24 protein-coding genes are annotated in these 25,690 nt (G+C 69.6%); 12 read left to right on the top strand and 12 right to left on the bottom strand.

Going from position 1 to position 25,690, the window contains the following annotated elements:
* The first annotated feature begins 57 nt into the window (after nt 1-57).
* Entirely contained in the window at nt 58-711 is a 654-nt protein-coding gene (rsmG, locus tag NR792_RS27180) for a 16S rRNA (guanine(527)-N(7))-methyltransferase RsmG (protein ID WP_375755605.1), read from the top strand.
* 6 nt (nt 712-717) lie between these two features.
* On the opposite strand, the gene NR792_RS27175 is transcribed toward rsmG, so the two are convergent.
* Entirely contained in the window at nt 718-1,026 is a 309-nt protein-coding gene (locus NR792_RS27175; protein ID WP_375755604.1) for a hypothetical protein, read from the bottom strand.
* 3 nt (nt 1,027-1,029) lie between these two features.
* Here NR792_RS27175 and NR792_RS27170 point away from each other — a divergent pair, with 3 nt between their 5' ends.
* Nucleotides 1,030-1,992 (top strand): helix-turn-helix transcriptional regulator, encoded by a 963-nt coding sequence (locus NR792_RS27170; RefSeq protein WP_375755603.1) that lies wholly within the window; start codon nt 1,030-1,032, stop codon nt 1,990-1,992.
* 9 nt (nt 1,993-2,001) lie between these two features.
* Here the strand turns inward: NR792_RS27170 and NR792_RS27165 are convergent, their stop codons facing one another.
* The gene (locus NR792_RS27165) at nt 2,002-2,316 is read right to left on the bottom strand and encodes a hypothetical protein (RefSeq protein ID WP_375755602.1); all 315 of its coding nucleotides are present in this window, start codon (nt 2,314-2,316) and stop codon (nt 2,002-2,004) included.
* A gap of 127 nt (nt 2,317-2,443) precedes the next feature.
* A complete protein-coding gene (locus NR792_RS27160) occupies nt 2,444-3,397 on the bottom strand; it encodes an oxidoreductase (RefSeq protein ID WP_375755601.1) in 954 nt (317 codons plus the stop codon).
* 4,238 nt (nt 3,398-7,635) lie between these two features.
* Here NR792_RS27160 and NR792_RS27155 point away from each other — a divergent pair.
* The 6 genes from NR792_RS27155 (at nt 7,636) to NR792_RS27130 (ending at nt 11,416) form a co-directional block, all read left to right on the top strand.
* A complete protein-coding gene (locus NR792_RS27155; RefSeq protein ID WP_120556898.1) occupies nt 7,636-8,427 on the top strand; it encodes a ParA family protein in 792 nt (263 codons plus the stop codon).
* Nucleotides 8,428-8,543: 116 nt separating this feature from the next.
* Nucleotides 8,544-9,449: a ParB/RepB/Spo0J family partition protein gene (locus NR792_RS27150; protein ID WP_375755600.1), complete on the top strand. Its 906-nt coding sequence runs from the start codon at nt 8,544-8,546 to the stop codon at nt 9,447-9,449.
* A gap of 3 nt (nt 9,450-9,452) precedes the next feature.
* Complete coding sequence (bacM, locus tag NR792_RS27145) at nt 9,453-9,899, top strand: bactofilin BacM (protein ID WP_014400844.1); 447 nt, start codon at nt 9,453-9,455, stop codon at nt 9,897-9,899.
* 2 nt (nt 9,900-9,901) lie between these two features.
* Entirely contained in the window at nt 9,902-10,462 is a 561-nt protein-coding gene (locus tag NR792_RS27140; RefSeq protein ID WP_375755599.1) for a hypothetical protein, read from the top strand.
* 48 nt (nt 10,463-10,510) lie between these two features.
* Nucleotides 10,511-10,960 carry a CoA-binding protein gene (locus tag NR792_RS27135; RefSeq protein WP_375755598.1) on the top strand — a complete coding sequence of 150 codons (450 nt, stop codon included), beginning with the start codon at nt 10,511-10,513 and terminating at the stop codon, nt 10,958-10,960.
* A gap of 279 nt (nt 10,961-11,239) precedes the next feature.
* Nucleotides 11,240-11,416, top strand: coding sequence for a hypothetical protein (locus NR792_RS27130; protein ID WP_244222173.1), 177 nt, complete (start codon nt 11,240-11,242; stop codon nt 11,414-11,416).
* Nucleotides 11,417-11,511: 95 nt separating this feature from the next.
* On the opposite strand, the gene egtD is transcribed toward NR792_RS27130, so the two are convergent.
* Entirely contained in the window at nt 11,512-12,534 is a 1,023-nt protein-coding gene (gene egtD, locus NR792_RS27125) for an L-histidine N(alpha)-methyltransferase (protein ID WP_375755597.1), read from the bottom strand.
* 7 nt (nt 12,535-12,541) lie between these two features.
* Complete coding sequence (gene egtB, locus NR792_RS27120; protein ID WP_375755596.1) at nt 12,542-13,876, bottom strand: ergothioneine biosynthesis protein EgtB; 1,335 nt, start codon at nt 13,874-13,876, stop codon at nt 12,542-12,544.
* 403 nt (nt 13,877-14,279) lie between these two features.
* Here egtB and NR792_RS27115 point away from each other — a divergent pair, with 403 nt between their 5' ends.
* Complete coding sequence (locus NR792_RS27115; RefSeq protein ID WP_375755595.1) at nt 14,280-14,657, top strand: response regulator; 378 nt, start codon at nt 14,280-14,282, stop codon at nt 14,655-14,657.
* A 34-nt stretch (nt 14,658-14,691) separates the two neighbouring features.
* Here the strand turns inward: NR792_RS27115 and NR792_RS27110 are convergent, their stop codons facing one another.
* Complete coding sequence (locus tag NR792_RS27110) at nt 14,692-14,961, bottom strand: hypothetical protein (protein WP_375755594.1); 270 nt, start codon at nt 14,959-14,961, stop codon at nt 14,692-14,694.
* Between the two features lie 312 nt (nt 14,962-15,273).
* Here NR792_RS27110 and NR792_RS27105 point away from each other — a divergent pair, with 312 nt between their 5' ends.
* The 3 genes from NR792_RS27105 to NR792_RS27095 all read left to right on the top strand — a co-directional run bounded on the left by NR792_RS27105 (nt 15,274) and on the right by NR792_RS27095 (nt 16,831).
* A complete protein-coding gene (locus NR792_RS27105; RefSeq protein ID WP_375755593.1) occupies nt 15,274-15,783 on the top strand; it encodes a hypothetical protein in 510 nt (169 codons plus the stop codon).
* Between the two features lie 150 nt (nt 15,784-15,933).
* On the top strand, nt 15,934-16,317 hold the full coding sequence (locus NR792_RS27100) for a helix-turn-helix domain-containing protein (RefSeq protein ID WP_375755592.1): 384 nt from the start codon (nt 15,934-15,936) through the stop codon (nt 16,315-16,317).
* Between the two features lie 28 nt (nt 16,318-16,345).
* Entirely contained in the window at nt 16,346-16,831 is a 486-nt protein-coding gene (locus NR792_RS27095) for a cupin domain-containing protein (RefSeq protein ID WP_375755590.1), read from the top strand.
* Nucleotides 16,832-16,840: 9 nt separating this feature from the next.
* Here NR792_RS27095 and NR792_RS27090 read toward each other — a convergent pair whose 3' ends face one another.
* From NR792_RS27090 to epsC, 6 genes are all read right to left on the bottom strand, one after another.
* On the bottom strand, nt 16,841-17,554 hold the full coding sequence (locus tag NR792_RS27090; protein WP_375755589.1) for an immunity 52 family protein: 714 nt from the start codon (nt 17,552-17,554) through the stop codon (nt 16,841-16,843).
* 14 nt (nt 17,555-17,568) lie between these two features.
* On the bottom strand, nt 17,569-18,909 hold the full coding sequence (locus tag NR792_RS27085) for a restriction endonuclease fold toxin 5 domain-containing protein (RefSeq protein WP_375755588.1): 1,341 nt from the start codon (nt 18,907-18,909) through the stop codon (nt 17,569-17,571).
* Between the two features lie 88 nt (nt 18,910-18,997).
* Nucleotides 18,998-21,847 (bottom strand): Ig-like domain-containing protein, encoded by a 2,850-nt coding sequence (locus NR792_RS27080; RefSeq protein WP_375755587.1) that lies wholly within the window; start codon nt 21,845-21,847, stop codon nt 18,998-19,000.
* A gap of 267 nt (nt 21,848-22,114) precedes the next feature.
* A complete protein-coding gene (gene epsA / locus NR792_RS27075; RefSeq protein WP_375755586.1) occupies nt 22,115-22,915 on the bottom strand; it encodes an exopolysaccharide biosynthesis glycosyltransferase EpsA in 801 nt (266 codons plus the stop codon).
* 10 nt (nt 22,916-22,925) lie between these two features.
* Complete coding sequence (gene epsB, locus NR792_RS27070) at nt 22,926-25,082, bottom strand: GH44 family glycoside hydrolase EpsB (RefSeq protein WP_375755585.1); 2,157 nt, start codon at nt 25,080-25,082, stop codon at nt 22,926-22,928.
* Nucleotides 25,083-25,148: 66 nt separating this feature from the next.
* The gene (gene epsC / locus NR792_RS27065) at nt 25,149-25,685 is read right to left on the bottom strand and encodes a serine O-acetyltransferase EpsC (protein WP_171421923.1); all 537 of its coding nucleotides are present in this window, start codon (nt 25,683-25,685) and stop codon (nt 25,149-25,151) included.
* Between the last annotated feature and the right edge of the window lie 5 nt (nt 25,686-25,690).

The following is a 25,690-nucleotide window of genomic DNA, read 5'->3' as shown; positions in this document are numbered from 1 at the left end:
ATGGATTTCCCCTGAATGATTCCAGGGACTTGAAGGGCCCTTCGGGGTGGAGGTGTTGTGGATAACGCGCGGTTCGCAGATCAGCTGGCAGCCGGATGCAGTGCGTTGGGCGTGACGGTGGGGCCGGACGTGGGGCCCCAGCTCCAGCGGCTGATGGCGGAGCTCCTGAAGTGGAACGCGAAGGTGAACCTCACGGCCATCACCGCGCCGGAGGAGGTGCTGGAGAAGCACTTCCTGGACTCGCTGGCGGTGCTGCCGGAGGTGACGGGCGCGACGTCGCTCCTGGACCTGGGCGCGGGCGCGGGCTTCCCGGGGCTGCCGCTCCGGCTGGCGCTCCCGGGCCTGGGCGTGACGCTGGTGGACACGGTGGGCAAGAAGATCGCGTTCATCAAGGCCGCCGCCGCCAGCCTGGGGCTCACCGGCGTGCGCGGACTGCACGCGCGAGCGGAAGGAAAGCCGGAGACGGAAGGGATTCCGCGCGCGCAGGTGCTCATCGCGCGCGCGTTCATGGACCTGCCGGACTGGCTGAACCTGGCGCCCGCGTACGTGGAGGAGGGCGGGCGCGTGGTGGCGATGCTGGGCAAGGCGCAGACGGACGCGGAGCTTCAGGCCCGCGCGGCGGAGCGCCACCTGCGCGTGGTGTCCGCCCGGGCGTACCGGCTCCCGTTCTCCGGCGCCGAGCGCCAGGTCGCCGTGTTCACGAAGGGGTAGGGCGGATCAGGACCGGATGTAGCACTGGATCTCCAGGTTGCCGAACTTGCCACACCTGCTGGTGGATCCACCGTCGTAGCCCCGCGCGAGGCACATCGAATTGATGTTGAACATGCCCTTGCAGGTGTTGCCCGTACCGACCCAGACGTAGGTGGTGAGCTCCTGCTCGGCGGTGGCAAGGTCGGCGGGAGCCTCGGTCGCGACGACCGGGTCCTGGGCAGAGGCCTCGTTGATCATCTCCTCCTCGGGACCGCAGCCAACGGCGAGGGACGTCACGGCGAGCGCGAACGCGAAACGCAGGCTCTTCTTCATCATGGGATGGCTCCAGGGTGCCCCGTCCGGGGCGATGGGGCGCGGTGTTCGACAGGGGTTCGAACCGCGCCGCGTTTCAGACGGAGCGGGTACGCGGGGACGAAAATCCGGGTTACATCCCGCCGCGTGACGGACTCCTCCCGCAGCCCCGGGCGCGCAGAGCTCGCGCGCTTCCTTCGCAGCCGCCGTGAGCGCTTGCGGCCGGAGGACGTGGGACTCCCCTCCGGTTCTCGGCGGCGGACACCGGGACTGCGCCGTGAGGAACTGGCACGCCTCGCCGACGTGGGCGTCAGTTGGTACACGTGGCTGGAGCAGGGGAGGGACATCCACGTCTCGGAGCCGTTGCTGGAGCGCCTGGTGGTCGCGCTCCGCCTGACGCCGACGGAGCGCCTGCACCTCTTCGAACTGGCGCACGGCCGGCCCGCGCCCAGGGCCGTGAGCGCACCGGATTCGGTGAGCGACGCGCTTCAACGGCTGCTCGACACGCATCCCTTTCCAGCGCTGGTCTCCACGCGACGCTGGGACATCATCGCGTGGAACGCACCGGCGACGGTCCTCTACCCGGACCTGTCACGGCCCGCGCCGGAGGGGCGCAACGCGCTGTGGGCGTTGTTCATGAATCCGGACCGGCGCGCGAGCATGCCCTCGTGGGAGGCCGCGGTGCGCCGGGCCGTGGCGGGGTTCCGGCTGGACGCCGCGAGGGCCGCGGACCGCTCCGAGTTCGACGCGCTGGTGGCACAGCTCCAGGCCGCGAGCCCGGAGTTCGCGCGCCTCTGGAGCGAGCACGACGTGGTGGAGACCCCCTCCATGTTGAAGGTCATCCTGCTTCCGGAGCTGGGGCCCATCGAGTTCGAGAACGTCACGCTCACGTACTCGGAGCCGGCCGGCCGGGAGCTGCGCGTGTCCTTCTATGCACCGCGTCCCGGCCTGAATCTGGAGCGCGCGCGGAAGCTGTTTCCGCGGCCGTGAGTCACCTGATCAGGTCCGGACGTAGCACTGGATGAGCGTCGTCCCGGTCTTGCCACACTGGCTGGCGGATCCGCCGTCATAGCCCCGCGCGACGCACGCCGAGTAGACGTTCATGGGGATCTTGCAGGGGTTGGTCGTGCTGACCCAACGGTAGACGGTGAGCTCCTGCTCGGCCGTGGCGAGGTCCGCGGGGGCCTCGGTCGCGACGACCTGTTCCTGCATGGCCGCCTCGTCCGCCATGTCCCCCTCGGGACCGCAGCCGACGGCGAGGGTCGTCACCGCGAGCGCGAACGCGAACCGCAGGCTCTTCTTCAGCTTCATCATGGGATGGCTCCAGTCATGCCCCAGCCGGGGCGAGGGGACGGTGTTCGACAGGGGTTCGAACACCGCCTCGTTCAAGACGGAGCGGGTACGTGGCGGCGAAAATCCCGGTTACATCGCGCGCCGCGCATCACGGGGTGAAGCGAACGCCGGTCCACGCCTCGCTCGCGGTCCACAGCCGGTCGGCCCGCTGCGGATCCACGGCCCAGGCCTTCACGCCGCGCCGGACGGTGGACTCCGCAGGCGCGACCGGGGCGATGTCGACGTTCTCGCAGTACACGCCGCCCATGCCCTCGAGCTGGCGGCTGGTCGCGCACCACACGGTGGTCGCCGCGCCCTGCTCCGGGGTCTTCAGCGGCTCCATCTTGTGGGAGTTCTCGATGGAGGCGCGGACCTCTTCCTCGGACATGGACCGGACCAGCTCCGTCAGGATGCCGCCGGGGTGCACGGCGAACGCGCGCACGCGGTGGGCCTCGCCGCGCGCATCGAGCCCGACGGCGAAGAGGATGTTCGCGGTCTTCGACTGCCCGTAGGCGACCCACTTGTCGTAGGGGCGCTGGTGGAAGTTCGGGTCCTCGAAGTCGACGTCGGAGAAGAAGTGGCCGCGTGACGACAGGCACACCACGCGCGCGCCGTTCGCCTGCTTCAGCGCGGGCCAGAGCCGGGCGGTGAGCTGGAAGTGGCCCAGGTGGTTGGTGGCGAGCTGGGATTCGAACCCGCGCGCGTCACGGCTGAGCGGACTGGCCATGACGCCCGCGTTGTTGATGAGCAGGTGCAGGGGCCGGCCGGACGCGAGGAAGCGCGAGGCGAACGCGTCGATGGAGGCCGGATCCATGAGGTCCAGCGGCTCCAGCTCCACGCGCTCCCAACCGGCGAGCGCGGCGCGGGCCTTGTCGGGAGTCCGGGCGGGAACGATGACGGTGGCACCGGCGGCCTGGAGCGCGCGGGTGGTCTCCAGTCCGATGCCCGCGTAGCCACCGGTCACGATGGCGACCGTGCCATCCAGTCGGGTGTTGCCCAGCACCTCGCGAGTCGTGGTGGTCGCGCCGAAGCCGGAGTTCAGGGGCTGCTGTTTCGTGGTCATGGGCGCAAGGTGCAGGCCTGGGCCCCGCGCGAAAAGAGCGTCAATTCATCCTATGTGTGGCGCCACCCGGATGAAGGTCCCGGAAGGGGAGGGTGGCGCATGGACTCGGTGGTGCGCTTCTACCGGGACGGGCAGGGCCTCGATGTTCCACGTGCCGGCCCCGGCGTGCTCCAGCGATCCGCCGGGTCACGCTGAAGCAGGTCCGCGGCAGCGCGTGTTCCACGTGGAACGGGGCTTCAAGCGCAGCCGACGGATGAAGCGAAGCGCATGCGGTCCGGGACCCAATCCCAGGTCAGGAGGATGAGCGGGTGACTCCACGTTCCACGTGGAACATCCACGGTGGAGTCCACGATGTGGAGCGCAGATGGCGGGGGAGGGGACACGCCGCGATGGGAACCACCCGGCAGCGGCGGATGCGTGAAGCAGACGCGGTGGTGATGGATCCCCGCGCTCCCATCCGGTGCCACCCCGTCAGGAAGCCCCGTGTTGCTGGCGCATGTGGATGGCCATGTTCCACGTGGAACACGCAGACCTTGAAGGTTCGGGACTGGGGGAGCGAGAGGGACCGGGTTCGTCTCGTTGTGCAGGCATCAGCAGCGGCCGGAGTCGCATGCCCGGGCACGCGCATCGCAGCGCGTTTCACGCCACACCTCCAAACCATGTGCACGCGTGGCGGCCTGAAGCCCGCGCACCGGATCCGATGGGGGAAAGTGGTGTTGAAGAACCGGCCACCATGGGGAGCAAGGGCCGCCCGGTCGAACGGTGTTCCACGTGGAACACGGCCGACTTTGGGGGCGCACGTGCGCCTGGGTTGAAGAACCCGTGAGCAAGTGGAGCGGCACCTGGCTGTTCGCCGTGATGTTGGAAGTGCCCGGCGTGAAGCGCTTGATGGAGCGCAGGGCAGGGGACCTGGTGCCCATGCGGTCCCGCATGTTCCACGTGGAACACGCTTCAAGAAGGGGCTGCCCTGGTTGCTCGGACTCCGGCCGTCAGCGTGAGGGCCGGCGTGATGGAAGCGTTCCTGGAAGGTGACCAGGGGACCTCATGAAGGACTGCGCATCAGGCACTCACCGCACCTGTGGCCGGACCTTCAGGGAGCGGATCCATGTTCCGGTCGTAGCGCGAGTTGCTGCGTGCGGATGAGGACCGGAACAGGTGGAAGGGAGCGCCAGGCTGACTGCTTCTTCCCCAACCGGTATGCGAAGCACCTGCGTCGTGGACGCGGCTTCGACGGTGTTCCACGTGGAACGCCCTGCGCCTGATGCGTCGCGGAGGGTGAGCACTTCGACAACAAGCCCTGACCGTTCCGCGTGCCGTGGTCGTGTGAAGCGTGGGCATGTTCCACGTGGAACGTCCTGCATTGTGGGATCCATCTTGAGCGCGTGGCCCATGAGGGCGTGGGCATGTGCTCTCGCGTGAAGCTGGTGGGGTCAGCGCACGCGTGTTCCATGTGGTGGGCATGCTGGAACTGCGCAGCCTTCAGTGGGCATGGCTCATGAGAAGACGGGGCCGCTGCTTCACATGGAGGGGCTGGAAGCGCGTGAGCATGTTCCACGTGGAACCTCATGCTCTTGCGGTTCGTGGTGCTTGAAGGAGCGCGCGAGTTCCTTCGGGTGCGGTGCCTTCAACGAGCATGGCGATGAAGAGGCGCCCTCATGTTCCACGTGGAACGTCCGCTTGGGGCTCGGTCCGCTGGTGGGGCCGTTCCCATGAAGTGCTGCCCGTTCTTTCGAAGCGCGTGGTCGCAACGACTTGAGCGCGTTTCATGGGGCACGTCCTGCACCGGATCCGTGGCTTGAGTCGTCACGGTCGCGCGAGGTGCCTCGCGGCCGCGATGCCGTGAGCGTGTTCCACGTGGAACGTCTGCTGCGGCTCCATCCGTCCGTTCTGGATGGGCCGCGCCAACTCACGGACCGTCATCGCAGTGGATGCTCGCGATGGCGTCAGCGTGTTCCACGTGGAACGTCCTGCCGTGTCCCCGCGCTGAGGGTGGTCGGGCCTACGTCGGCTGAAGGAGCGTCACGCATCGGGTGCGCCCGATGGCAGGAACTGGGACCACTCCAGATGAAGGGCCGACGCTTCATCGTGAGCCCATCGATGCATGAGCTGGTCGGGCCACATCGGCTGAATGCTCGGCGCCGAATGGAGGCTCGTGATGGCAGGAACTGGGACCACTTCAAATGAAGGGCCGACGCTTCTTCGTGAGCCCACCGATGCATGAGCTGGTCGGGCCCATGTCGGCTGAAGGACCGTCGCCGCATTGAGTGCTCGCGATGGAAGGCGCTGGGACCACTCCGGATGAAGGGCCGACGCTTCATCGAGAGCCCACCGATGCATGAGCTGGTCGGGCCCGCCACTTCGAGTGCGCGCGATGGGAGGAACTGGAGCCACTCCAGATGAAGAGCCGTCGCTTCGCGCCCATCGATGCGTGAGCTGGTCGGGCCCACGCCGGCTGAAGGACCGGCGCCGCATTGAGTGCTCGCGTTGGCAGGAACTGAGACCACTCCAGAAGAAGAGCCGTCGCTTCATCGCGCGCCGACCCATGCGTGAGCGTGTTCCACGTGGAACGCCCTGAGTGGATGGAGCGCCCTCAACTGCCCCGGTCCACGAAGCGCATCCGCGCCGCCGTCGGGTCGGTCATGTGGAACGCCTCGCCTTCGCTGCGCTGCCTCCGGTGGGGGAAGCAGCGGACCTCCCGTGCGCACCAGGGCGTCCGCGTGAGCGTTGATGGGCGAGAGACGACGCGTCTTCAGCAGATCGCTTCGGCGGACCTGGTTCGCGATGGGCACAGGGGTGTTCTTCGCGGCGTGATGCGCGCGGCGGTGTGGCGCGTGTTCCACGTGGAACTTCCGGCCACCCATGCCAGGGCCCACCGCATCTCTATGACCCCGCTACTTCCGTGAGGCGCCGGACCGAACGCGGTGCTTCGTCACGTGTGATGGACGCGGACCTGATGAAGCGTGGCTCCGCGGACCGAAGCCGGCACCGGCGGGCCGATGGATTCAGTCAGCCTCGCCGCCGGTCCATGTGGAGGCCCGTCCATCCATGCAGTCCGGTTGGCGCCGCGAAGCGCACCGTTGCATCCACGGCTGGGCCGGACCCCGAGCCGCGACGATGGAGCCCGCGCATGCGCGGTGGTTCACGCAGCCGGTGAGGTGCTGCTCAGGAACCGCCAACCCACGAGACGAAGTCGGCATGCGGGGCGATGGCGCACGTCCTCGCCGATGCGCGTTCCACGTGGAACGACGGGCGCGGCCATCGCCCATGCGAATCCGCGGACCATGCGCCGACATGACGCCGCAGCGGTTCTGGCCATCGCGGCATCGCGCACGCCGACTTCGGTTCCGCGAAGGCTCGGAGCGGGGAAAGCGCATCCGGATGGCGCGGCGAACCGGAAGCCGCCCGGTGCGCGCCGCGAACCGCGCGAAGCTCACACGCGCTCAGGTGGCTCCCCCCATGAAGCTGGCGGGGATGCCGTCACGGGACCATGCGCGGTAGTGGGGGCACTCCTCATGAGGCCACGACGTTGAAAGTCAGGCCCAGGAAACGCGGATGCGGACCTCGCCGTTGTCGGCCGTTCGCCGAACGACTCCGTTCCGAATCCGGGGCGGGCACCTGAAGTGCTCGCGCGGCCTCCACGCCACCGGCCCGGATTCTCGAACCGGACCTGCGCCAACGCGTTCACCTTGGCCGCGCATCCGGAACCCCCGGTCCGAAGTCGCCGGAACCGATGCACGGGCACGCGTGGGCTCCCCGTCCGTGAGCCGGCGCCAGCTCCGCCCCGGCCGAACCCGGCGCCGAAAACCCCAACGCGAACCCGCGATCCGCATCCTCAAACCACCGGCCCACGTGAACTCCGCCCGCATCACGGACCCGCGAGGCCCGCCCGTTCCACGTGAAACGGCGGACCCGCGAAACCTCCGGAGCCCGAATCCGGAACTCACCCCGCGTGACCCCCTGAAAAAACCAACCACCCGCCGCCGGCCCGAAAACCTCCGCCAAGAGCAGGCGGGCAGGCACGCCCCGACCCCCTCCTTCGCGCCCATTCCCACCCCCTCCCGGCCACCCACAGGCCCCCGAGCGAGGGGCCGGGCAGCGGGATCCGCCTGCTCACGGATGGGAAATTGATCCGTCCTCGAACCCCGTGCTAGCTGCCTGATCAGCACTAACTAGTGCACCTCCGGCACTGACTAGTGTGGGGGCTCTGGCGTCAGCCGGGGCGAGAGAGGATGGGCCACGTGGGTCGTATCATCTGCATCTCCAACCAGAAGGGCGGCGTGGGTAAGACCACCACCGCCATCAACCTCGCCGCGAGCCTCGCGTCCGCGGAGCGCCGCACCCTGCTGGTGGACATGGACCCCCAGGGCAACGCGGGCAGCGGCCTGGGCCTCAAGCGCGACTCCCTCAACGGCACCGTCTACGACGCGCTCCTCGGCGGCCGTCCCGCCTCCGAGCTCATCCACCCCACCGAGCTGCGCTTCCTCCAGGTCATCCCCGCCACGCCCGACCTCACCGGCGCGGAAGTGGAGCTGGTGAACCAGGAGCGCCGCGAGTTCCGCCTGCGCGAAGCCCTGCTGCCGCTCAAGGACAAGTACGACTACATCATCATCGACTGTCCGCCCTCGCTCGGCCTGCTGACGCTCAACGCGCTGGTGTCCGCGGACTCCGTCCTCATCCCGCTCCAGTGCGAGTACTACGCGCTCGAGGGCCTCTCCCAGCTCACGCACACCATCGACCTGGTCAAGCAGGGGCTCAACCCCTCGCTGAAGATGGAGGGCATCCTGCTCACCATGTTCGACGCGCGAGCGAACATCGCCCACCAGGTCGTCGACGAGGTGCGCGGCTACTTCAAGGACCAGGTCTTCCAGGCGGTCGTGCCGCGCAACGTGCGCCTGTCCGAGTGCCCGTCCTTCGGCAAGCCGATCATCCTCTATGACATCAAGTCGAAGGGCTGCGAGAGCTACCTCGCCCTGGGCCGCGAGCTGATGCGCCGGGACTCCCCCAAGCCCTCCAAGCGCCGGGTCGCCTGACCGGCCGCCTCCTTTATAGAGAGATGTGAATGGTGGGACCGGGTGCCCGGTTCGCCGTGAAGCACTCAAGGCCCATGCGCGCCGGCCCCACGCTGGCGCGGGAGTTCCCAACCACCGTGCAGAAGACCGCAGACACCCAGAAGCGCGCCCTGGGCCGGGGCCTCTCCGCCCTCATCCCCCAGGCTGCCCCCGCCGCTCCGCCGCCCGCCGCGCCTCCGAAGGCCGGCGTGCTCAAGCTGGCCATCGAGTCCATCCACCGCGACCCGCTCCAGCCCCGCCGCCACTTCGACGACACGAAGCTCCACGAGCTCACCGAGTCCATCAAGGCGCAGGGCCTGCTCCAGCCCATCCTCGTCCGCAAGAACCCGAACAAGGGCGGCGACGGCTACCTCATCATCGCGGGCGAGCGCCGCTGGCGCGCGTCCCAGGCGGCGGGCCTCAAGGAGATCCCCGCCATCGTGCGCGAGGTCACGGAGGCCGAGTCCTTCGAGCTCGCCCTGGTGGAGAACCTCCAGCGCGCGGACCTGAACCCCATTGAAGAGGCGGACGGTTACCGGCGCCTGGTGGAGGAGTTCAAGCTCACGCAGGAGCAGGTGGCCCAGAAGGTGGGCAAGGAGCGCTCCACCGTCGCGAACGCGCTGCGCCTGTTGGCCCTGCCCCCGGACGTGAAGGCCATGGTGGCGGACGGGTCGCTGAGCATGGGCCACGCGAGAGCGCTGCTCGGCGTGCCCCGGCTGCCGGAGCTGCAGAACCTGGCGAAGCAGGTGACGGAGAAGAAGCTGTCCGTGCGCGACACGGAGCGGCTGGTGCAGCAGGGCAAGTCCGCGAAGGGTGGCAAGGACGCGGGGAAGCCGGCCCCCAAGGTGAGCCCGCAGGTGAAGGCGCTCACCGAGGAGCTGCAGCGTCGGTTGGGAACAAAGGTCCGTCTGTCGGAGAAAAGCCCGGGAAAAGGCACCCTGGAAGTCGACTTCTTCTCCTACGATGACCTCGACAGGCTGTTGAAGCTTCTGAGGAAGGAGTAGGGCGTGGCGCTCCTTGGCGGGAAGAAAGACGAAGCACCCAGCAAGCCCCTGTTCAAACGGGAGGAGGATTTCGTGTCGACGCGTCCGGGTGAGGTTCACACGCTTCTGGGCAAGGGAAGCGAGTTCGAGGGGAAGCTCACCTTCGAGGGTCAGGTTCGAATCGACGGCAAGTTCAACGGGCAGATTGTCACCAAGGACGTGCTCGTCATTGGCGACGGCGCCCGCGTGCAGGCGGAGATTCAAGCCGGCACCGTCATCATCAACGGCACCGTGGAAGGCAACGTGCGCGCCACGCAGCTCATCGAGCTGAAGCAGCCGGGCCGCGTGAAGGGCAACCTGGAGACGCCGTCGCTCTCCATGGACCGCGGCGTCATCTTCGAGGGCTCCCTCAAGATGGAGAACATCGGCAAGGGCGGCGGAAACCCGCCCCCGCCCGGAGAGAAGAAGTAACGGTGCGCCCTCTCGCGTCCAGCGCGCGGAAGACCCCGAGGCTCCTGGGCCTCGGGCTCGTCTCGCTCGGCGTCCTGTTTGGCGGCTGCGAGGGCTGCTCGGACAAGAAGCCGTCCGTCGAAGGTCTGGCGGAGGACGCGGGGCTGCGCTCGGGCGTGAAGGTGCCGCTGCCGCCGGGCTGGTCCGCGCAGGTGGCCACCGACGGCAGCTTCCAGGCGGGCCCTCCCGGCCGCCCGGCGCTGCGCGTGGACTTGAAGCCGGGGCAGGGTGAAGAGATGCCCTCCTCGGAGAAGCTGGCGGACACCGTCCGTCAGCAGATGAAGCAGTTCTCGCTGTCGCTGGACCAGGAAGAGGACACCCCTTCCTTCTCCCTGCTGCGCGTGACCATGGCCCCCTCCCTGGCGGACGGCGGCCTGGGCCCGGAGGCGCCCGCGTTCTTCGGCGCCCGGCGCGTGGGGGACGACCTGTTCCTCTGCGCCAGCCTGCCCGGCGCCTCCACCGAGGAAGTCCGCCTGGCCACCGAGGCCTGCCGTACCATCCAGGTCCAGGCCGCGCCCCGCTGAAGGTCCCCCCGGGGCTCGCGGCCTCCTTCAGCAAGGAGCGCGTACCCCATGGACGACTGGCGCAAGAACCTCATCGAAGACGCGGCGGGCATCGACGCGCTGCTCGCGCGCACGAAGCGCATCGCCGTGCTGGGCATCCGTCCGGAGGCCCAGGCGGAGAAGCCCGCGCACGCCATCCCGAAGTTCCTCCAGGACCACGGCTTCACCGTGCTGCCCGTGCCCACGCACGGCGAGCAGGGAAGCATCCTGGGTGAGCCCCTCTCCGCGTCGGTGAAGGACGTGCCCGGAGAGGTGGACGTGGTGCAGGTCTTCCTCCGGCCGGACGACATCGACGCGCACGTGGACGGGATGCTGGCGAAGAAGCCGCACGCGGTGTGGTTCCAGCTGGGCATCCGCAACGACGCCGCGGCCGAGCGGCTGGCCCGTGCGGGGATCCGCGTGGTGCAGGACCACTGCATGAAGGTGGAGTGGAAGAAGCGCCACCCGGAAGGCCGATAAGCGACAGCGGCGGGGGCTTCGGGAACGTCCTGCGCGTCCCGGGTGTCCCCATTACGTGAGACGGGTGATGTTTCTGGCGACTGGCACGGGGAGGGGATGGACTTCGGGACCGGCCCGGGGTGCAATTCCGTCCACGCCCCGTCAGCTGAGGTCTCCAGGACTTCCCCAAAGCCGTCCGACTTCCTAACCTTAGCTTCCCGGCCTGTGTCGAGCGCCCGCCCGGCCCCGGCCTTCACGCTGTGCCCCCTCGTAAGGAGTCCGCGCATGACGCTCACCGAGATGCTTCCCCTCCCCCTGGCCGCCGTGGAGATCGGGCCGCTGGGTGAGCAGCTAGCAGCGGCGGGGGGGCTGGTCATCACCGCGGCGGCGGCGCTCTGGGCCGCGTGGACCCGCCCGGCGCAGCAGCCGGCCCCGGTGCCGGTGCCCGTGCGTCGCAACCCGCCGCGCCGCCGCTAGGCCTTCCCGCGGCACCCGTCGTCCCCTGGATTCGGGCCCTGGCCCGGCGCGCGTGAAGCAGCGCCGGGCGGCCCTCAGCGAAGCGGCGCTCCTGCTCAGCGCTTCATCGCCAGCGACAGCGCGAAGTCTCCCTCCGCGTCCGTCCACCACGCGGCCAGGTCGAGGCCCGCGTCGCCAAGCTCCGCCTGCACCTGCTCGCGACAGAACTTGCAGCTCACCTCCGTACGCAGACATTCGCCCTCCGCGAAGTCCACGCGCCGTCCCAGGTCCTCCAGCCACACGGTCTGGGCCTTGCGCGAGATGAGCCGCATCTCGATCCACTTGTTCGCTTCGTCGAACGGGGCCAGGTGCTCGAAGGCCTCCGGGTCGAAGTCCGCCTTCAACTCGCGGTTGAGCACGCGCAGCACGTTGCGGTTGAAGTCCGCCGTCACGCCCGCGCTGTCGTTGTAGGCGGCGAAGAGGCGCTCGCGGTCCTTGATGAGGTCCGTGCCCAGCAAGAGCCCGTCCCCCGGCTTGAGTCCTGACGCCAGCTCGCGCAGGAACAGCGCGCGCTGCGCGGGCTTCAGGTTGCCGATGGTGCCGCCCAGGAAGGCGATGAGCCGCCGCCCGCCGCCCGGGATGCGGCCCAGGTGCTGCTCGAAGTCGCCCACCACCGCGTGCACGGTGATGCGCGGGTACTCGCGCGCCAGCCCTTCCGCCGCCTTGCGCAGGAAGGCCTCGCTCACGTCGAAGGGCACGAAGCGCTTGAGCTGCCCGGCCGCGTCCATCGCGTCCAGGAGCAGGCGCGTCTTCTCACTGGTGCCGCTGCCCAGCTCCACCAGCGTGTCCGCGCCGCTCAACCGCGCGACGTCGTCCGCGTGGGCGCGCAAGATTTCCCGCTCGCGGCGCGTCGGGTAGTACTCCGGCAGGCGGGTGATGTCGTCGAAGAGCTGGCTGCCGCGCTCGTCGTAGAGCCACTTGGGGCTCAGCTCCTTGGGGCCGCGGCAGAGCCCCTCCAGCACCTCCGCGCGCCGCGCGCGCTGCGCGTCCCCGGGCCTCACGTGGACGTCCACCTTCACGCCCGGCGCCTGGTCGCCGTCCGCGACGCGTGCCTCGCCCTGCTCCGTCCTCATCCTCATGCGACCCTCACCTCACGTCCCGTGCACAGCGAAAGCCGGCGAAGATCTGCCGCCGGATGGGGAAGTCCCAGTTGCGGAAGCTGTTGCGCACCGCGACCGGCGCGCTCGCCCAGGCGCCGCCGCGCAGCACCTTGGACGTGTCACCGAAGAAGACCTCCGAGTACTCGCGGTACGGAAAGGCCCGGAAGCCCGCGTACGGCTGGAAGTCGCTGGCGGTCCATTCCCAGACGTCGCCCAGGAGGCCCCAGACGCCGTCCGCGCTGCCGCCCAGGGGGTGGCTGCCCACGGGCGACGGCCCCCAGCGCGTCCCGCCCAGGTTGGCGTGCGCGTCCGTGGGAACAGCGTCCCCCCAGGGGTGCGCGCGCGGGACGCCGTCACTGCCCCGCGCGGCCTTCTCCCACTCGGCTTCGGTGGGCAGGCGCTTGCCGGCCCAGCGCGCGTACGCGTCCGCTTCGTACCAGGACACGTGCTGCACGGGTTCGTCCTTGGGCAGCGCCTCCACCGTGCCGAAGCGGCGGCGCAGCCAGACGTGGTGGCCCTGCGGACTCCAGAAGAGCGGGTGGCGGATCCGCTCCGCTTCAATCCAGGCGAAGCCCTTGGGGTCCCACCACCGCGGATCCTCGTAGCCGCCGGACTCCACGAACACGAGGAAGTCCCCCGTGGTGACGGGGTGCGCGTCCAGGAGGAAGGGCGCCACGTCCACGACGTGCCGGGGGCGCTCGTTGTCGTAGGCCCACGCGTCGTCGCTGCCCAGGCGCACCGGGCCGCCGGGGATGAAGACCTCGTGCTGGGGCACCGCGCCGGGCCGGGGACGCAAGCCCTCCACCGGGTGGTACTCCACGTCCGTCATCAGCTGCAGCGTGGCGGCCAGCGTCTCCGCGTGCTGCTGCGCGTGCTGCGCCACCATGCCGAAGACGAAGCCCCCGTGGAGCAGCGGATCCGCGCTGTCCTCGGGCAGCGATTCCAGATGGGCGGCCACCGCCGAGCGCACGCGGGTGGCGTAGGCCCAGGCGGCCTCCGGCTCCAGCAAGGGCAGCGTGGCGCGCGTGTTCCTCGGGTGGCGGAAGGCGTCGTAGATGGCGTCGAACGCGGGGTCCGTGAAGGCCGGCGCCCCCAGCGCGCGCAACAGCCACTGCTCCTCGTAGTTGGCCACGTGGGCCACGTCCCACACGAGCGGGGACATGAGCGGCGAGTGCTGCCGCATCAGCTCCCCTTCCGGCAGCGGCGCGAGCATCGCCTGGATGCGTTGGCTCCCCGCCTCCAGCTCCCGCCAGGCACGGACCTTCCAGGGCGTGGCCTCGCGGACACGGGGGATTGGCTGCTCCAGGCTCCTCAGCGACATGGTCGGCCCAAGGTAGGAAGGGGCTCCGGGGCTCGCTAACCCCCCGGGGCCCCCGGTGAGAGGGTCCCGTGAGGGAGCACACGTTTGCGAGCCCGCTTCCCCTCCGCGTTGCCCCGGAGTCCTAATCAGCGGGGGCACCTCTGCCGGAGTATTCTGGACTGAAAGGTTCGTTTTTGCCCAAAATAAGTGACTGGGAGCGCGGGTCCTGGCCTCTCCTCGCGGGCCCTCGCCCTGCGGCACGGGGTTCCTGGTGGCCGGGCAACGTTCTCAGGGGTCCCCCTCTCCAGAGCGGATGTCCTGACCCCAGGGGGGCACCCTCCGGGGCCGGCATCTGTCCACCAGTCGTCGGGGTATTCCGGGAAGGCATGTCCGCCTGGGGGAGGGGGTCTCTATGCTGCGGGACATGGCCAAGCTCGTGCCGCACAAGCCCGTGCTCGTGGTGGAGGACGACGAGGATGCTCGCGCCGCCATCGCCGAAATCCTGGAAGCCGAAGGCTACGAGGTCGCTGTCGCCGCCAATGGCCGCGAGGCCCTGGACGAGCTCCAGCACCTGCCTCCGCCGAGCCTCATCCTGCTGGACCTGCGGATGCCGGTGATGGACGGCCCGGAGTTCCTGCGCCACCTGCGCGCGGACTGGCCCCGGCTCAAGGCCGTGCCGGTGCTGCTCCTGTCGGGCGTGGGCGCGGAGCCGCTGCCGGACACGGGCGGCCTGTTGAAGAAGCCCATCGTCCCGGACGAGCTCGTGGCCACCGTGGGGCGGCTGTCCGGCCGCACCGCGTGACACGGCCCCAGGGCCCGCGTTTGGGGCCCGCGGCTCAGCCCACCCGCGTCACCGCGAGCAGCGTGAGCGTGCTGGCGCGGGGGTCCCTCTCGTAGAGCAGCTCCAGGTCGTGGCCCTCCACGCGGTGCCGCGCGGGTCCCGCCACCGAGTCGTGGCTCTTCGACCGCTCCGCCAGCCGCGCCAGGGTCTGCTGCAGGGCCTCGAAGGTCTCCGAGGACATGCGACCCACCTCCCGCCACGCGGGCGGCGCGTAGTGGACGCGGTAGGGCAGGACCAGGCGGTTTCTTGCGGAAGACTGGGACACGGGTTCGGTTCCTCGACGCGTCTCCGCTAATGCGAACGGCGTGCCCGCCCACCGCTCCCGGGAATTCCGGGCACTTTCACGGTGGGTCGCCGCTGACGTCTGAAGAAATTACGGACTCGACCGATTCGCAGGGGAAGAAATGACTGTCCGTGCGGCGGGGCTGGAAGGGGGATGGAGGGCCCCTGTCCGCCCGTCCGGGTGGGGCTGGGGCGGGCCACCGGTGCGGGGTGGCTGCCCCCTTCCGCGTGGGGTGCGCAGCGTTGAACAGACGGGCCCGCTTCCGGCGCCCGCGCACCCCCAGGAGGCACACCCATGGCGCCGAGGACTCCCACCCCCTGGTCGTTGACGAACGGGCTGTTGTTTGGCCTGGCGGCGGGCGTGTTGCTGGCACTGGCGGAGACGGCGCTGGCGGTGGCCGCGGGCGAGGGGCCGCTCGTGCCGGTGCGGATGAGCGCGGCGGTGGTGCTGGGGCCGCAGGCCTTCACGCCGCAGGTGTCCACGGGGCTGGCGGTGGCGGTGGGGCTGGGGGTGCACCTGGCCGCCGCGGCGGGCTGGGGCGTGGTGTACTCGCTCCTGGACGCGATGCTGCCCCTGGACGGGCGGGGGCGCTGGGAGTTCCAGGCGGCGGTGGGGATGCTCTTCGGCATCTTCGTGTGGCTGGTGGACTTCCAACTGCTGGCGCGCGGCTACTTCCCCTGGTTCCTGAGCGTCCCGCAGTTCCTCCAGATTGTGTGGCACGCGCTGTTCCTGGGGCTGCCCCTGGCGCTGCTGTTCACGGCGGCCGAGCGCCGCCGTACGCCCGTGGCGGAGCCCACGCCCTGAGAGGGCCCGCGCCTGCGTGGCGCAGAGGGTGTCCGGCCCTGGTGGGAGGTGGGAAAAAACGCCAGAGGTAAGGTGACATGACCCGACCTTCAGGGTTATGCCCTGCGGCCGAGGCCATGGAGGCGCTTCGCACCGGGGACAGGCAAGGGCATGGACACTGAACTGGCGGGAATCCTCGGGGCGGCGGCGCGGACGGTGCGGGTGAAGCTGGGCCTGACGCAGGCGGACGTGGCGGACCGCATCGGCATGGCGTCGGAGGTGTATGGCCGGCTGGAGCGCGGCCACATGCTGCCGAGCGTCCAGAACCTGCGCCGGCTGTGCGTCGTCCTGAACATCCCGCCGCACGACCTGCTGGGGTTGGGCGAGGAGTTCGCGGCGCCGCCGCCCAAGGAGAAGCCCCGGGTGGTGCGGACGGAAGAGGACGTGCCGGAGATGCGGCGGCTGATGCGCAACCTGCGGCGGCTGACGCCCGTGCAGCTGAAGCTGATGAACCTGGTGGCGTCCGCGATGCAGCAGCAGAAGAAGAAGCCCTGAGGGGCCGCGGCGTTAGACTGGTCCCACCATGGTCGAAGAGCTGGTGCGCAGGCTGGACCTCAAGCCCCACCCGGAGGGCGGCTACTACCGGGAGACCTACCGGGCGGCGTTCCAGGTGCAGACGCTCCGGGGGCGCAGGTCCGCGGGGACGGCCATCTACTACCTCTTGCAGCGGGGCGAGTTCTCCGCGTGGCACCGGGTGGTGGGCGCGGACGAGCTGTGGCTGTTCCACGATGGCGAGCCCCTGGCGCTGCACCTGGTGCACGAGGACGGCCGGCTGGAGTCCACGGTGCTGGGCCGGGACGTGACGCAGGGCCATCAGCCGCAGGTGCTGGTGCCGGCGGGGGTGCTGCAGGCGGCGGAGCCGTTGGGCGCGTACACGCTGGTGGGCTGCACGGTGTCGCCGGGGTTCGACTTCGCGGACTTCGAGCTGCCGGACGCGGAGGCGATGGTGTCCCGCCACCCCGCGCACGAGGTGCTCTTGCGAAGGTTGGCCCGGCCCGTGCGGCGCTGAAGCGCGGGCTCAGGTGCCCCAGGGGCGCAGGGGCGCGAGCAGCCCCGCGGCCTGGAGGCGCGCCTGCACGTCGGCGGCGAGGGCGACGTGGGCGGGGTTGGAGACGGAGAACTTCTCCTGCGTGAGGGTGATGAGCGTGCCCCGGTCCGGGAGGTGTTCCACCTGGACGGGGGAGGGCAGTGGGGGCACGGGCCCGCGGAAGTCGGCGAGGTAGGTGACCCAGCCGATGTAGTTCTCGATCATGGGCGCTGCCATGAGCTCCCGGTGCTGGTCGGAGGCCGCCAGGGCGAACTCGGGTTCCCACGCGAGCGCCATGGCGCGCACCACGCCGGTCATGATTGACGCGGTCACGACGCGCTTCGCGACCTCGCTCTGGCCTAGCGAGTGGAGGACACAGGCGGAGGACAGATGCATCGACGAGCCGCCGCACCTGCCGTTGAACGCGGACGTCTCATCCGGCGTCTCCCCGGCCCAGAGCCAGAACCTGGAGCTGTCGCCAATCCGGTTGCTCTTCTGTCCCAGGAGCTTCGCGAGCGTCGTGGCATCTGGCTGGACCTGTCGCTTGCGTGCTTTTTCGAAGGTCGCTGCGGATTGATGCCAGCGGTTCCAGCTTGGCTCAAGTGGAGCCATCATCCCGAGGAATGCCTCCAGGCGTCGGGCACAGGCCTCCACTGGCTCAAGTCGAGCCAGCCAGTAGGAACCTGCGAAATACGTCTCGACCATGGCTTCAGCAGGCCTCATCGGATTGGGGGGATGGAGACCACATCGATTGGGAGGCGGTTCGACTCAAATGCTTTACGAAGGAATGCGGCGAAGCGCTCCTCCGCGACAATCCAGCGGATGCGTCGGCCTCCTGCCACATTGAACTGCCGTTCCGCTTGGGCAAGCACTTTGTCAAAGCCTCGGAAGAACTCCTCCATTTTCATGTCGTCCTTGATGAACTTCGCATAGCCCGGGCCCTTGGCCTCCAGCAGCAAGTCCTCCACTGAGTCATAGCCGTCGAAGTCGACCTCCTCATCTCCCTGCTTGATCCGGTACGCGGAGCCCTTCGGCGCCCCTGTCACCTGGGCCTGATAGTCGCGGGCACGGTCGGACATCGACTCCTTCACCTGCACCCACTTGCCCGGACCTCCTGAACTGCTCGGAGGAGGTGGGCCCACCGTGGCCATGGCGACCGCCGTGGACGCGAGCGTCACCTCCACCACACCGCCCACCACCGCCACCGCGTTCACGTCCAGCACGGCGGCCGGGTTGAAGCCCACCTGCGCCGTGCCCAATCGCACCGCGTCCGGGAATCCCGGCAGCAACGTGAGCGCGGATGACAGCCCCACCGTCACGCCGTGACTCACCAGCACCGTGACGGCGAGCACGAAGATGCGCGCCACCTCCGGCCCCAGGGCCCGAGCGAAGACTTCCGCCGCTTCCTCCAACTCCTGGAACGTCGTCGCTCTATCCGTCGCCGCCTTCAGCGCAGCGCACGCCCTCACCACCGTGAGGAACGACTGCACGCCCACGTACGCCAGGAACACGGCGGCAATCACCGCCGCGCCCTTGGTGAACACAGGCTCCGGAGCCGCCGCCAGCGCCACCCAGGACGCAATCGCTCCCGAGACCACGGACACGAAGAACGCCGGGTTCAGCGTGTCCTCCAGCGCATCCCCGATGCTCGCGCGCAACGGGTCCAACGACATGCCCACAGCGAGCGTCAGCCGGTCCATCTCGCTGAAGCCCGCCCCATCCTCCAGCAACGACAGACAGTCGCCCGGAGCCTCATGGGCCCGGCACCACCGGCCGTACCGGTCCCGCAGCATGAACCCGAGTCCCCGGTCCAACTCCGCGCCCTTCCTCGCCACCGCGCGCACCACCCTCGGTGACCGCAGCGTCAGCGGCGCGTCCAACACCAACCGCGCCAACGCCTCCTCGAACTCCCGCGCACTGACCGGCACCCGCCGGTCCCACGTCACCGGGGCGTACGTCCGAGTCCCCCGCTTCGTGCGCAGCCGCACCGTGGGCCCACCGGCGCAGCCCGTGAGCAGCACGACCAACAACATCCACACGCCGGCCCTGTGTGCATCCATGCGGCCCATGACACCCCCAAAGACAACGGGGCGGAAGGCCCGTGAGGACCTCCCGCCCCGAAGGGGCACTGCCATCAATCGCAGACGGTCAGTTGTTCTTCACCGTGAAGCTGAAGCTCTGGATGACGAAGTTGTCCACCGCGTCCGTCATCCACACGTCCACCGTGTGCGTGCCATCCAGCAGCTCGCGGGTGTCCAGCGCCGCGGTCCACGTGCCGTTCGACTGGAGCGTGCCGGCGCGGATGCCCGACCCGTCCCGCGTGAACGCCACGTTCTTGATGCCGCTCAGCGCATCCGTCACGCGCGCCGTCAGCGTCACCACGCCGCTCACCGTGCTGCCCGGAACGGGCGTCAGCAGCGTCGCCACGGGCGCCTGCGTGTCGTAGCGCACCGTGCGCGTCGCGCGCACCGAGCGGCCCGCCTCGTTCGTCACGTCGATGTTGAACGTGTTCACGCCCGACACCAGCGTCAGCGACGTCTGGATTTCACCGCCACCGCGCGGCAGCTGGAACAGCTGGCTGCCAATCTTCACCGTCGTCGCGGACACGGAGGACACCCGAACCACATACGGCAGCGTGTTGTTCGCGCGAGGCCCGAACGTGGCGCCGTCCGCGGGGTCCGTCGTCACCGTGGGCGTGCCGGAGTCCACGAACACGTGCACCACGGCCTCCGTCACGTTGTTCGCCGAGTCCGTCGCGCGCACCAGGATGCCCTGCTCGCCGAAGTTCGGCAGGCTCACCGGGTGCGTCACCGAACCGGTGCCGAACTCCAAGAGCGTGGTGTTCACCCACTGCGTCTCCACGCGGGTCGGCGTCCGGTCGTCGATGAGGCTCGTCACGTTCACCAGCCCGCCCACCACCTGACCGTTCACCGGCGACTGGATGGTGATGACCGGCGGGACGCGGTCCACCGTCAGGTTGATCTGCTTCGTGGTGACGCCGCCCAGGTTGTCGCGGCCCGTGAGCTGGATGATGTTCGGCCCTTCCGCCAGCTCCACCGGCGTGAAGACCAGACCGCCGCTCAGCTCGGGGTTCACCACCACCGGCGTGCCGCCGTTCACGATGAACGCCGCGTAGGTGATGACCGCGCCGTTGGTGGCCGGCTTCACGAAGCCCCACACGGACAGCGTCGTCTCGCGGAGGAACGCGGGCTGGTTGCCCATGATGACCTCCGGCGGCGTGTACGGATAGGCGTTGATGACCAGCGTCTGCGCCGCCGTGCTGCCCAGCAGGTTCTGGCTGTTCGGCTGCAGCGTCACGCCGGAGTACACCGCGCGGTAGTCCTGCGCCCCCGTGGCGGACCACGTGTCCGTCGCGATGCTCCACGGCAGGCTGAACACGCCGTCGCCGTCCGCGTCGTCATCCGCGCCAATGGCCACGCCCGCCACGAAGAAGGTCACCACGCCCTTCAGCGGCCCCGTCACCACGGCGTTGTTCGACGCGTTCCGCACCCGCGCGGACAAGAGCGTCGCCTGGCCAATGGTCACGCTCGCGTTCGCCGCCGGCGTCAGGATGGCCGTCGTCGTCGCCACGCCCGTCACCGGAGGAGGCGGCGGCGTATACGTCTTCGCGCGAGCCGAAGCGGACACGCCCGGCGCGCCACCGGAGGCCGCCGTCACCGTGACCTCCGACAGCAGCGAGGGCAGCAGGTTCGCCGGAGCGCGCACCGTCAGCGTCACCGTGGACTCCGCGCCGGAGGCCAGGAACACCGTGGGCCGGCTCAGCGCGGCCGTCCAGCCGGGCAGGCCGCCCTTGGCGCTCAGCGTGTACGTGTCCGCCTGGTAGCCGTGGTTCTTCACCTTGAAGGTGTAGGTCGTCTCCGACATGGCCGGGTCGTAGATGGGGAACATCTTCGTGTCCTCGCCCACCACGGACACCTCCACGCTGAAGTCGCCGAAGCACGCCAGGCCCAGCGACGCGAACGTCGTCGCGATGTCCCGCGCCGCCGAGCCCGGCTCCCAGCCGCCGTCGGCCGCCTGCTTCGTCTTCAGCCACTCAATCGCGTCGAACAGGCGCGTGTTGCTCGCCGGCTCCTTGCCCGCCAGGCACAGCGCGTACACGGCGATGCCCGTGGCGAAGTCGTCGGACGCGCCATTCGGCAGGCGGCCCCAGCCCTTGCCGTTCACCATGGGCATCGCGATGAGCTGGTTCGCCAGCGTCTGGATGGTGGCGGTGTTCACGCCATCAACGCCCGGCCCCGCGGCCTTCAGGCCCACGATGGCCCACGACTTCTGGAACGTGTACGGCATGCCGTCGTCGAAGACGCCCGTGGTGGGCGTGTTGATGTTGGCCCGCAGGTACGCGGCCGCCTTGTCGATGGCCGCCTGGTACTGCGCCGCCTTCGCCGGGTCCACGCGCTGCTTCGCCTGCGCCAGCGCCACGATGTAGCGCGCGGTGATGGGCACGTTGCCGTGGTTCACCGGCGTGCCGTTGTGGTCCTCGTTCCACCGGCCGCTGGACTGCTGCATGCCCAGCGCCCAGTTGGCCGCCATCACCAGCACGCTGCTGTACTGCGTGGACACGTACTGGTCGAAGCCCGCCAGGCCGAACGACGCCCAGCCCGTCTTCGAGTTCGGGAACGAGGCCCCCTGATACAGCCAGTGGCCGGAAGGCAGCTGGTCCGACTTGATGCGGAAGGAGATGGCGTCCAGGTTCTCCTGGAGGGTGCGCCCGTTGGCCGTCGTCTGGGCCATGTTGTAGCCATTGGCCTTGGCGCTCGACATGCCGAACACCGCCGCACCCTGGCGGTGGCAGGCGATGCAGTTCTCATGCGTGGTCCAGTTGGCCACGTCCGAGGCCAGGAACTGGATGGCCTTCTGCGTGGCCTGCGTGTTGGTGGCGGCCGCCGCCGGCAGGCTGAAGGCAGACAGCAACAACGCCGCGAACACGACGAGGCGCGCCGCCCAACGGGGCGACGCGCGGGATGAGGCGGATGACATGGGGAGACGTCCAGGGGCCTACGGGTGGGCACGCCCCGGACGCGGGGAGCAGGCCCCCCAGCGCACACCCCGGCCCGTCCACCCGCGCTTCACCTCAGCGCCCCGGTGGTCCACGGCCTGCGTCTGACTGGAAGAGGCACCCCGCGAAAGGCGTGCGGGGCAAGAATACTCAAGCTTGTCTGTAAATGTCCAGATGGGGTCAAAGACAGCCAAACCCAGAAATCAAGGACAGACAGGCGGACGGGCGGCTCTTGGCCGCCCGGTGGGTCACTCCGTGGGCTTGCCGCCGGTGCGCTTCCACAACTCTCGCAGCAGAATCACGCCGAACTGCGAGTCATTGAGGATGTAGCGGCGCCACAGGCGCTTGGGCTCGTGGGTGAGGCGGTAGAGCCACTCGAAGCCGGCCTTGGCGATCCACTCGGGCGCGCGCTTGGCGGTGCCGGCGATGAAGTCGAACCCCGCGCCGATGCCGATGGCCACCGTGGGCCCCAGCTTCTGGGCCACCTGCGAAATCCAGACCTCCTGCTTGGGGCTGCCCAGCGCGACGAAGAGCAGGTGCGGGTCCTTCTCCCGGATGCGCGCGACGATGGGGTCGTTCTGCGCGTCACCCGCGTCCAGGTTCACCATGGGCGAGTCCCAGCCCACCACTTCGATGCCGGGGTACTGGGCCTGGAACTGCTTGCCCACCTTCTCCGCGACGCCGGGGCCCGCGCCCAGCAGGAAGATGCGCCACTTGCGCTCGGCGCCCAGCTTCACCAGCGGGAGGATGAGGTCGGAGCCGGCGATGCGCTCCGGCAGGGGCACGTCCAGCATGCGCGACGCCCAGACGATGGGCATGCCGTCCACGACCGAAATCGTGGCCTTGGAGTACGCGTCGCGGAAGCGCGTGTTCGTCTCCGCCAGGACGACGTGGTCCACGTTGGCGGTGAAGACGTAGCCGCCCTGGTGCGCGTCCACCAGCTCGCCAATGGCCGTGACGGCCTGGGGGAAGGTGAGCTGGTCGATGGCGAGCTGGCCGATGTTCAGGCGCGGGCGGGAGGAGGCGGCGGGGGCGTGTGCGGTGGTCAAGGCGTCGTCTTCACTTCACCGTGAGGTCCAGCACGGTGATGGAGTAGGGGGGAAGGCGTTGGGACAGGGCCTGCTCGGCCTTCTTGCCGGTGGCCTGTTCGGTGAAACCGCCGGGCGCGCCCGAGTACCCCAGGACGCGCACGGTGTTGAGCGAGCCGCAGCCCTTGAACTCCAGCTGCGCCTGGGCGGCCTGCTCGGGGTCGAAGTTGAGCAGCACGGCGGTGAGCTTCTTGCCGGACGCGTCGCGGGACGCGAAGAGGCTGGTGCCCTCCGGCGCGGTGGTGGACAGGCCGTTGTCCTGGAAGCGGCCGCCCCGCCCGTCGAAGTCGCGGTACGCGCGGAACGCCCAGAACGTGGGGCTGTTCTCCGCGGGGTACTGCCAGAAGAACGCGGACGTGAGCCCCTGCTGCCCGAAGCGGCCCAGGGCCTCCGCCTGCGCCAGGCCTCCGCTCATGTGCTTCATGGCGCCGAAGTTGTACTCGCCAATGGACAGGCCCCGGCCGGGGTAGTTCTCCGAAATCCACTGCTTCACGCGCGGAATCAGCTGGATGGGCTCGGCGATCCAGGACTCGTCCTTGTAGGTCGGGTCCCACAGCGCGCGCGTGGAGCGGATCCGCCGCGCGTTGGTGTCAGGGTCGGTGGCGCCCTCCAGGCCCAGGCCCACGTTGGTCTGCGGGTAGAAGTGCACGTCCACCACGTCCAGCAGGCGCACGCCGGTCTTCTTCTCGTGGTCGCGCAGCTCGCGCAGGTACCAGGCCAGCAGGGGCACGTCGCCGTGCGCGCGCCGGTCGGTGTACGGCGGGCGGCCGGGGGCGAAGTCCGCGGCGGACCAGAAGTAGTTCGTCCAGCCCCACTCCGCGGGGCCGGCGATGACCGCTTCGGGGTCCGCCTTCCGCACGGCGGTGCCGTAGTCGATGGTGCGCCTGAGCAGCTCGTCGTAGGTGAGCGGGTCGGGGTGCACGTCCCGGTGCGTGGAGCTCCAGAGCGCGGGCTCGTTGTCCAGGATGTACATGTTCACGCCGCGCTTCGCGGCCTTGAGTGACTTCACCCACTCCGCGATGAACTCCGGCGGGGCCGGAACGCTGGTCGTGGTGGGGGCGCCAGGGACCAGGGGCGTGCCGTCGCGGCGCACGCCGTTGCCGCCCGCGGGCTCCGTGTCGTCCTGGGCCTGCTGCGGGCCGAAGGTGGACACCGGGAAGCCCACGGAGGACGTGTCCTTGGCCACCCAGCCGATGAGCGGCAGCGTGAGCGCGGACTGCACGTTGTTCTTCCGGTTGGACTCCAGGAAGTCATCCGCGCCGAAGCCCAGCTGCACGTTGCGGAAGTACCAGTCGTTGCCGGTGTTCCACGCGCGCCCCAGCTTCCAGTTGTAGCGGGACGTGGGGTTGCCGCCCCAGCGGCGGATGGTGGCGCCCAGCTTCCACTGGTGCGTGTCCGTGGTCTCCTTGTTGCCGTCCAGCGCGATGCCGTAGATGAGCGGGCTGATGGGCTTGGACGGCGCGGTGCAGTCGATGACCATCTTCGACTCGCGGCCGTCGCCCCGGCCCATGCGCCCACCGCCCGCGGCCCGAGCGGCGGCCACGTCCGGCGACAGCGGCACCAGGGCCACCTTGTCGAAGAGCACCCAGTCCCGGCCCACCTCCTTCGACGCGCGCAGCACCAGGCGGTCGAAGGGCTCGCTGCGCGGGTTGAGGACCTCCATGGGCACGACGACCTCCGCCCACTCGCGGTCCTTCTTGACGATGAACTCCGGGCTGATCCGCACGTGCGGGAACGTGGCGGCGCCGGGAGCGTCCAGGCGCACGTCCAGGAACTCGCCGTAGGACTCCGGGGCGGTGAAGCGGAAGCGCAGCGCGCCGTACGCGCCCGGCAGCTTGGGCCGGTAGAGGATCCACCCGCCGTAGTTGAACATCCGCAGGCGCGCGGGCGCCCCCTTGGGCGTCTCACGCGGCGCCCAGCCGATGTCCTTCCATCCCGCCTGGAGGCCCCCGTCGTAGACGGCCACCGTGTCCGTGGCGGCGGGCTGCGAGGCCGCGTCCTTCGCGGGAGCGGCGTCCTTCGCGGCGGTCTGCTGCTGCGCCATCGCCACGCCCGCGCCGCTGCCCAGCACCGCGCAGGTGAGGATGACGGTGCGCTTCCACCGCGCGTGCTTCGCCCTGTCTGCCATGACCTTCTTCAACGCATCCCCCGGAACGAACCCGGCACAGCGGATCAACAATGCACAGCGCGACGGTTACAGCGGGACCTCGTCCTGGTCCTTGCGCGGGAAGATGCGCGCGGGGATGCCCACCGCGACGCTGTCCGGCGGCACGTCCTGGAGCACCACGGCGTTCGCGCCAATGCGCGACCGGGCGCCAATGCGCACGGGCCCCAGGATGCGGGCACCCGCGCCAATCCAGACGTCGTCCTCGATGACGGGGTAGCCGTTGTCCTTGGCGGTGCCCACGGTGTTGTTGCCGTAGAAGCGCACCCGGTCGCCGATGCGCGCGTCCCCGCCGATGACGACGCCCAGGCTGTGCACGAAGTACACGCCCTTGCCCAGCGTCACGTCCTTGCCAATCTCAATGCCCATCACCGCCGTCTGGGCCACGCGCAGCACGTGGTTGACCAGCGGGATGTGCAGGGCCAGCGCCGCCTCCCGCGCGCGGTTGAGCGCGGTGATGCGGTACGAGTCGCTGGTCAGCACCACCTTGGCGATGGACTTCGCGTCCGACGAACCGGTGGCCGCCTTGGCCATCTCCAGCGCGTCCGAGATGAGGGCTCCGAACATGGCTT

This window comes from Corallococcus exercitus, from assembly GCF_042231735.1.
Lineage (GTDB): Bacteria > Myxococcota > Myxococcia > Myxococcales > Myxococcaceae > Corallococcus > Corallococcus exercitus_B.
Note: the sequence above shows the minus strand (reverse complement) of the source record. Positions and strands in the feature narration are given on the sequence as shown.

What these genes read in the sequence shown, in the direction of transcription:
- NR792_RS27080 (WP_375755587.1), bottom strand. Translation starts at nt 21,847, where the DNA reads ATGTCATCCGCCTCATCCCGCGCGTCGCCCCGTTGGGCGGCGCGCCTC.
- NR792_RS27135 (WP_375755598.1), top strand. Translation starts at nt 10,511, where the DNA reads ATGGACGACTGGCGCAAGAACCTCATCGAAGACGCGGCGGGCATCGAC.
- egtD (WP_375755597.1), bottom strand. Translation starts at nt 12,534, where the DNA reads ATGAGGATGAGGACGGAGCAGGGCGAGGCACGCGTCGCGGACGGCGAC.
- NR792_RS27160 (WP_375755601.1), bottom strand. Translation starts at nt 3,397, where the DNA reads ATGACCACGAAACAGCAGCCCCTGAACTCCGGCTTCGGCGCGACCACC.
- NR792_RS27115 (WP_375755595.1), top strand. Translation starts at nt 14,280, where the DNA reads ATGGCCAAGCTCGTGCCGCACAAGCCCGTGCTCGTGGTGGAGGACGAC.
- NR792_RS27085 (WP_375755588.1), bottom strand. Translation starts at nt 18,909, where the DNA reads ATGGATGCACACAGGGCCGGCGTGTGGATGTTGTTGGTCGTGCTGCTC.
- NR792_RS27170 (WP_375755603.1), top strand. Translation starts at nt 1,030, where the DNA reads ATGGCTCCAGGGTGCCCCGTCCGGGGCGATGGGGCGCGGTGTTCGACA.
- egtB (WP_375755596.1), bottom strand. Translation starts at nt 13,876, where the DNA reads ATGTCGCTGAGGAGCCTGGAGCAGCCAATCCCCCGTGTCCGCGAGGCC.
- NR792_RS27130 (WP_244222173.1), top strand. Translation starts at nt 11,240, where the DNA reads ATGCTTCCCCTCCCCCTGGCCGCCGTGGAGATCGGGCCGCTGGGTGAG.
- NR792_RS27090 (WP_375755589.1), bottom strand. Translation starts at nt 17,554, where the DNA reads ATGGTCGAGACGTATTTCGCAGGTTCCTACTGGCTGGCTCGACTTGAG.
- epsC (WP_171421923.1), bottom strand. Translation starts at nt 25,685, where the DNA reads ATGTTCGGAGCCCTCATCTCGGACGCGCTGGAGATGGCCAAGGCGGCC.
- NR792_RS27165 (WP_375755602.1), bottom strand. Translation starts at nt 2,316, where the DNA reads ATGATGAAGCTGAAGAAGAGCCTGCGGTTCGCGTTCGCGCTCGCGGTG.
- NR792_RS27095 (WP_375755590.1), top strand. Translation starts at nt 16,346, where the DNA reads ATGGTCGAAGAGCTGGTGCGCAGGCTGGACCTCAAGCCCCACCCGGAG.
- NR792_RS27100 (WP_375755592.1), top strand. Translation starts at nt 15,934, where the DNA reads ATGGACACTGAACTGGCGGGAATCCTCGGGGCGGCGGCGCGGACGGTG.
- epsB (WP_375755585.1), bottom strand. Translation starts at nt 25,082, where the DNA reads ATGGCAGACAGGGCGAAGCACGCGCGGTGGAAGCGCACCGTCATCCTC.
- NR792_RS27105 (WP_375755593.1), top strand. Translation starts at nt 15,274, where the DNA reads ATGGCGCCGAGGACTCCCACCCCCTGGTCGTTGACGAACGGGCTGTTG.
- NR792_RS27175 (WP_375755604.1), bottom strand. Translation starts at nt 1,026, where the DNA reads ATGATGAAGAAGAGCCTGCGTTTCGCGTTCGCGCTCGCCGTGACGTCC.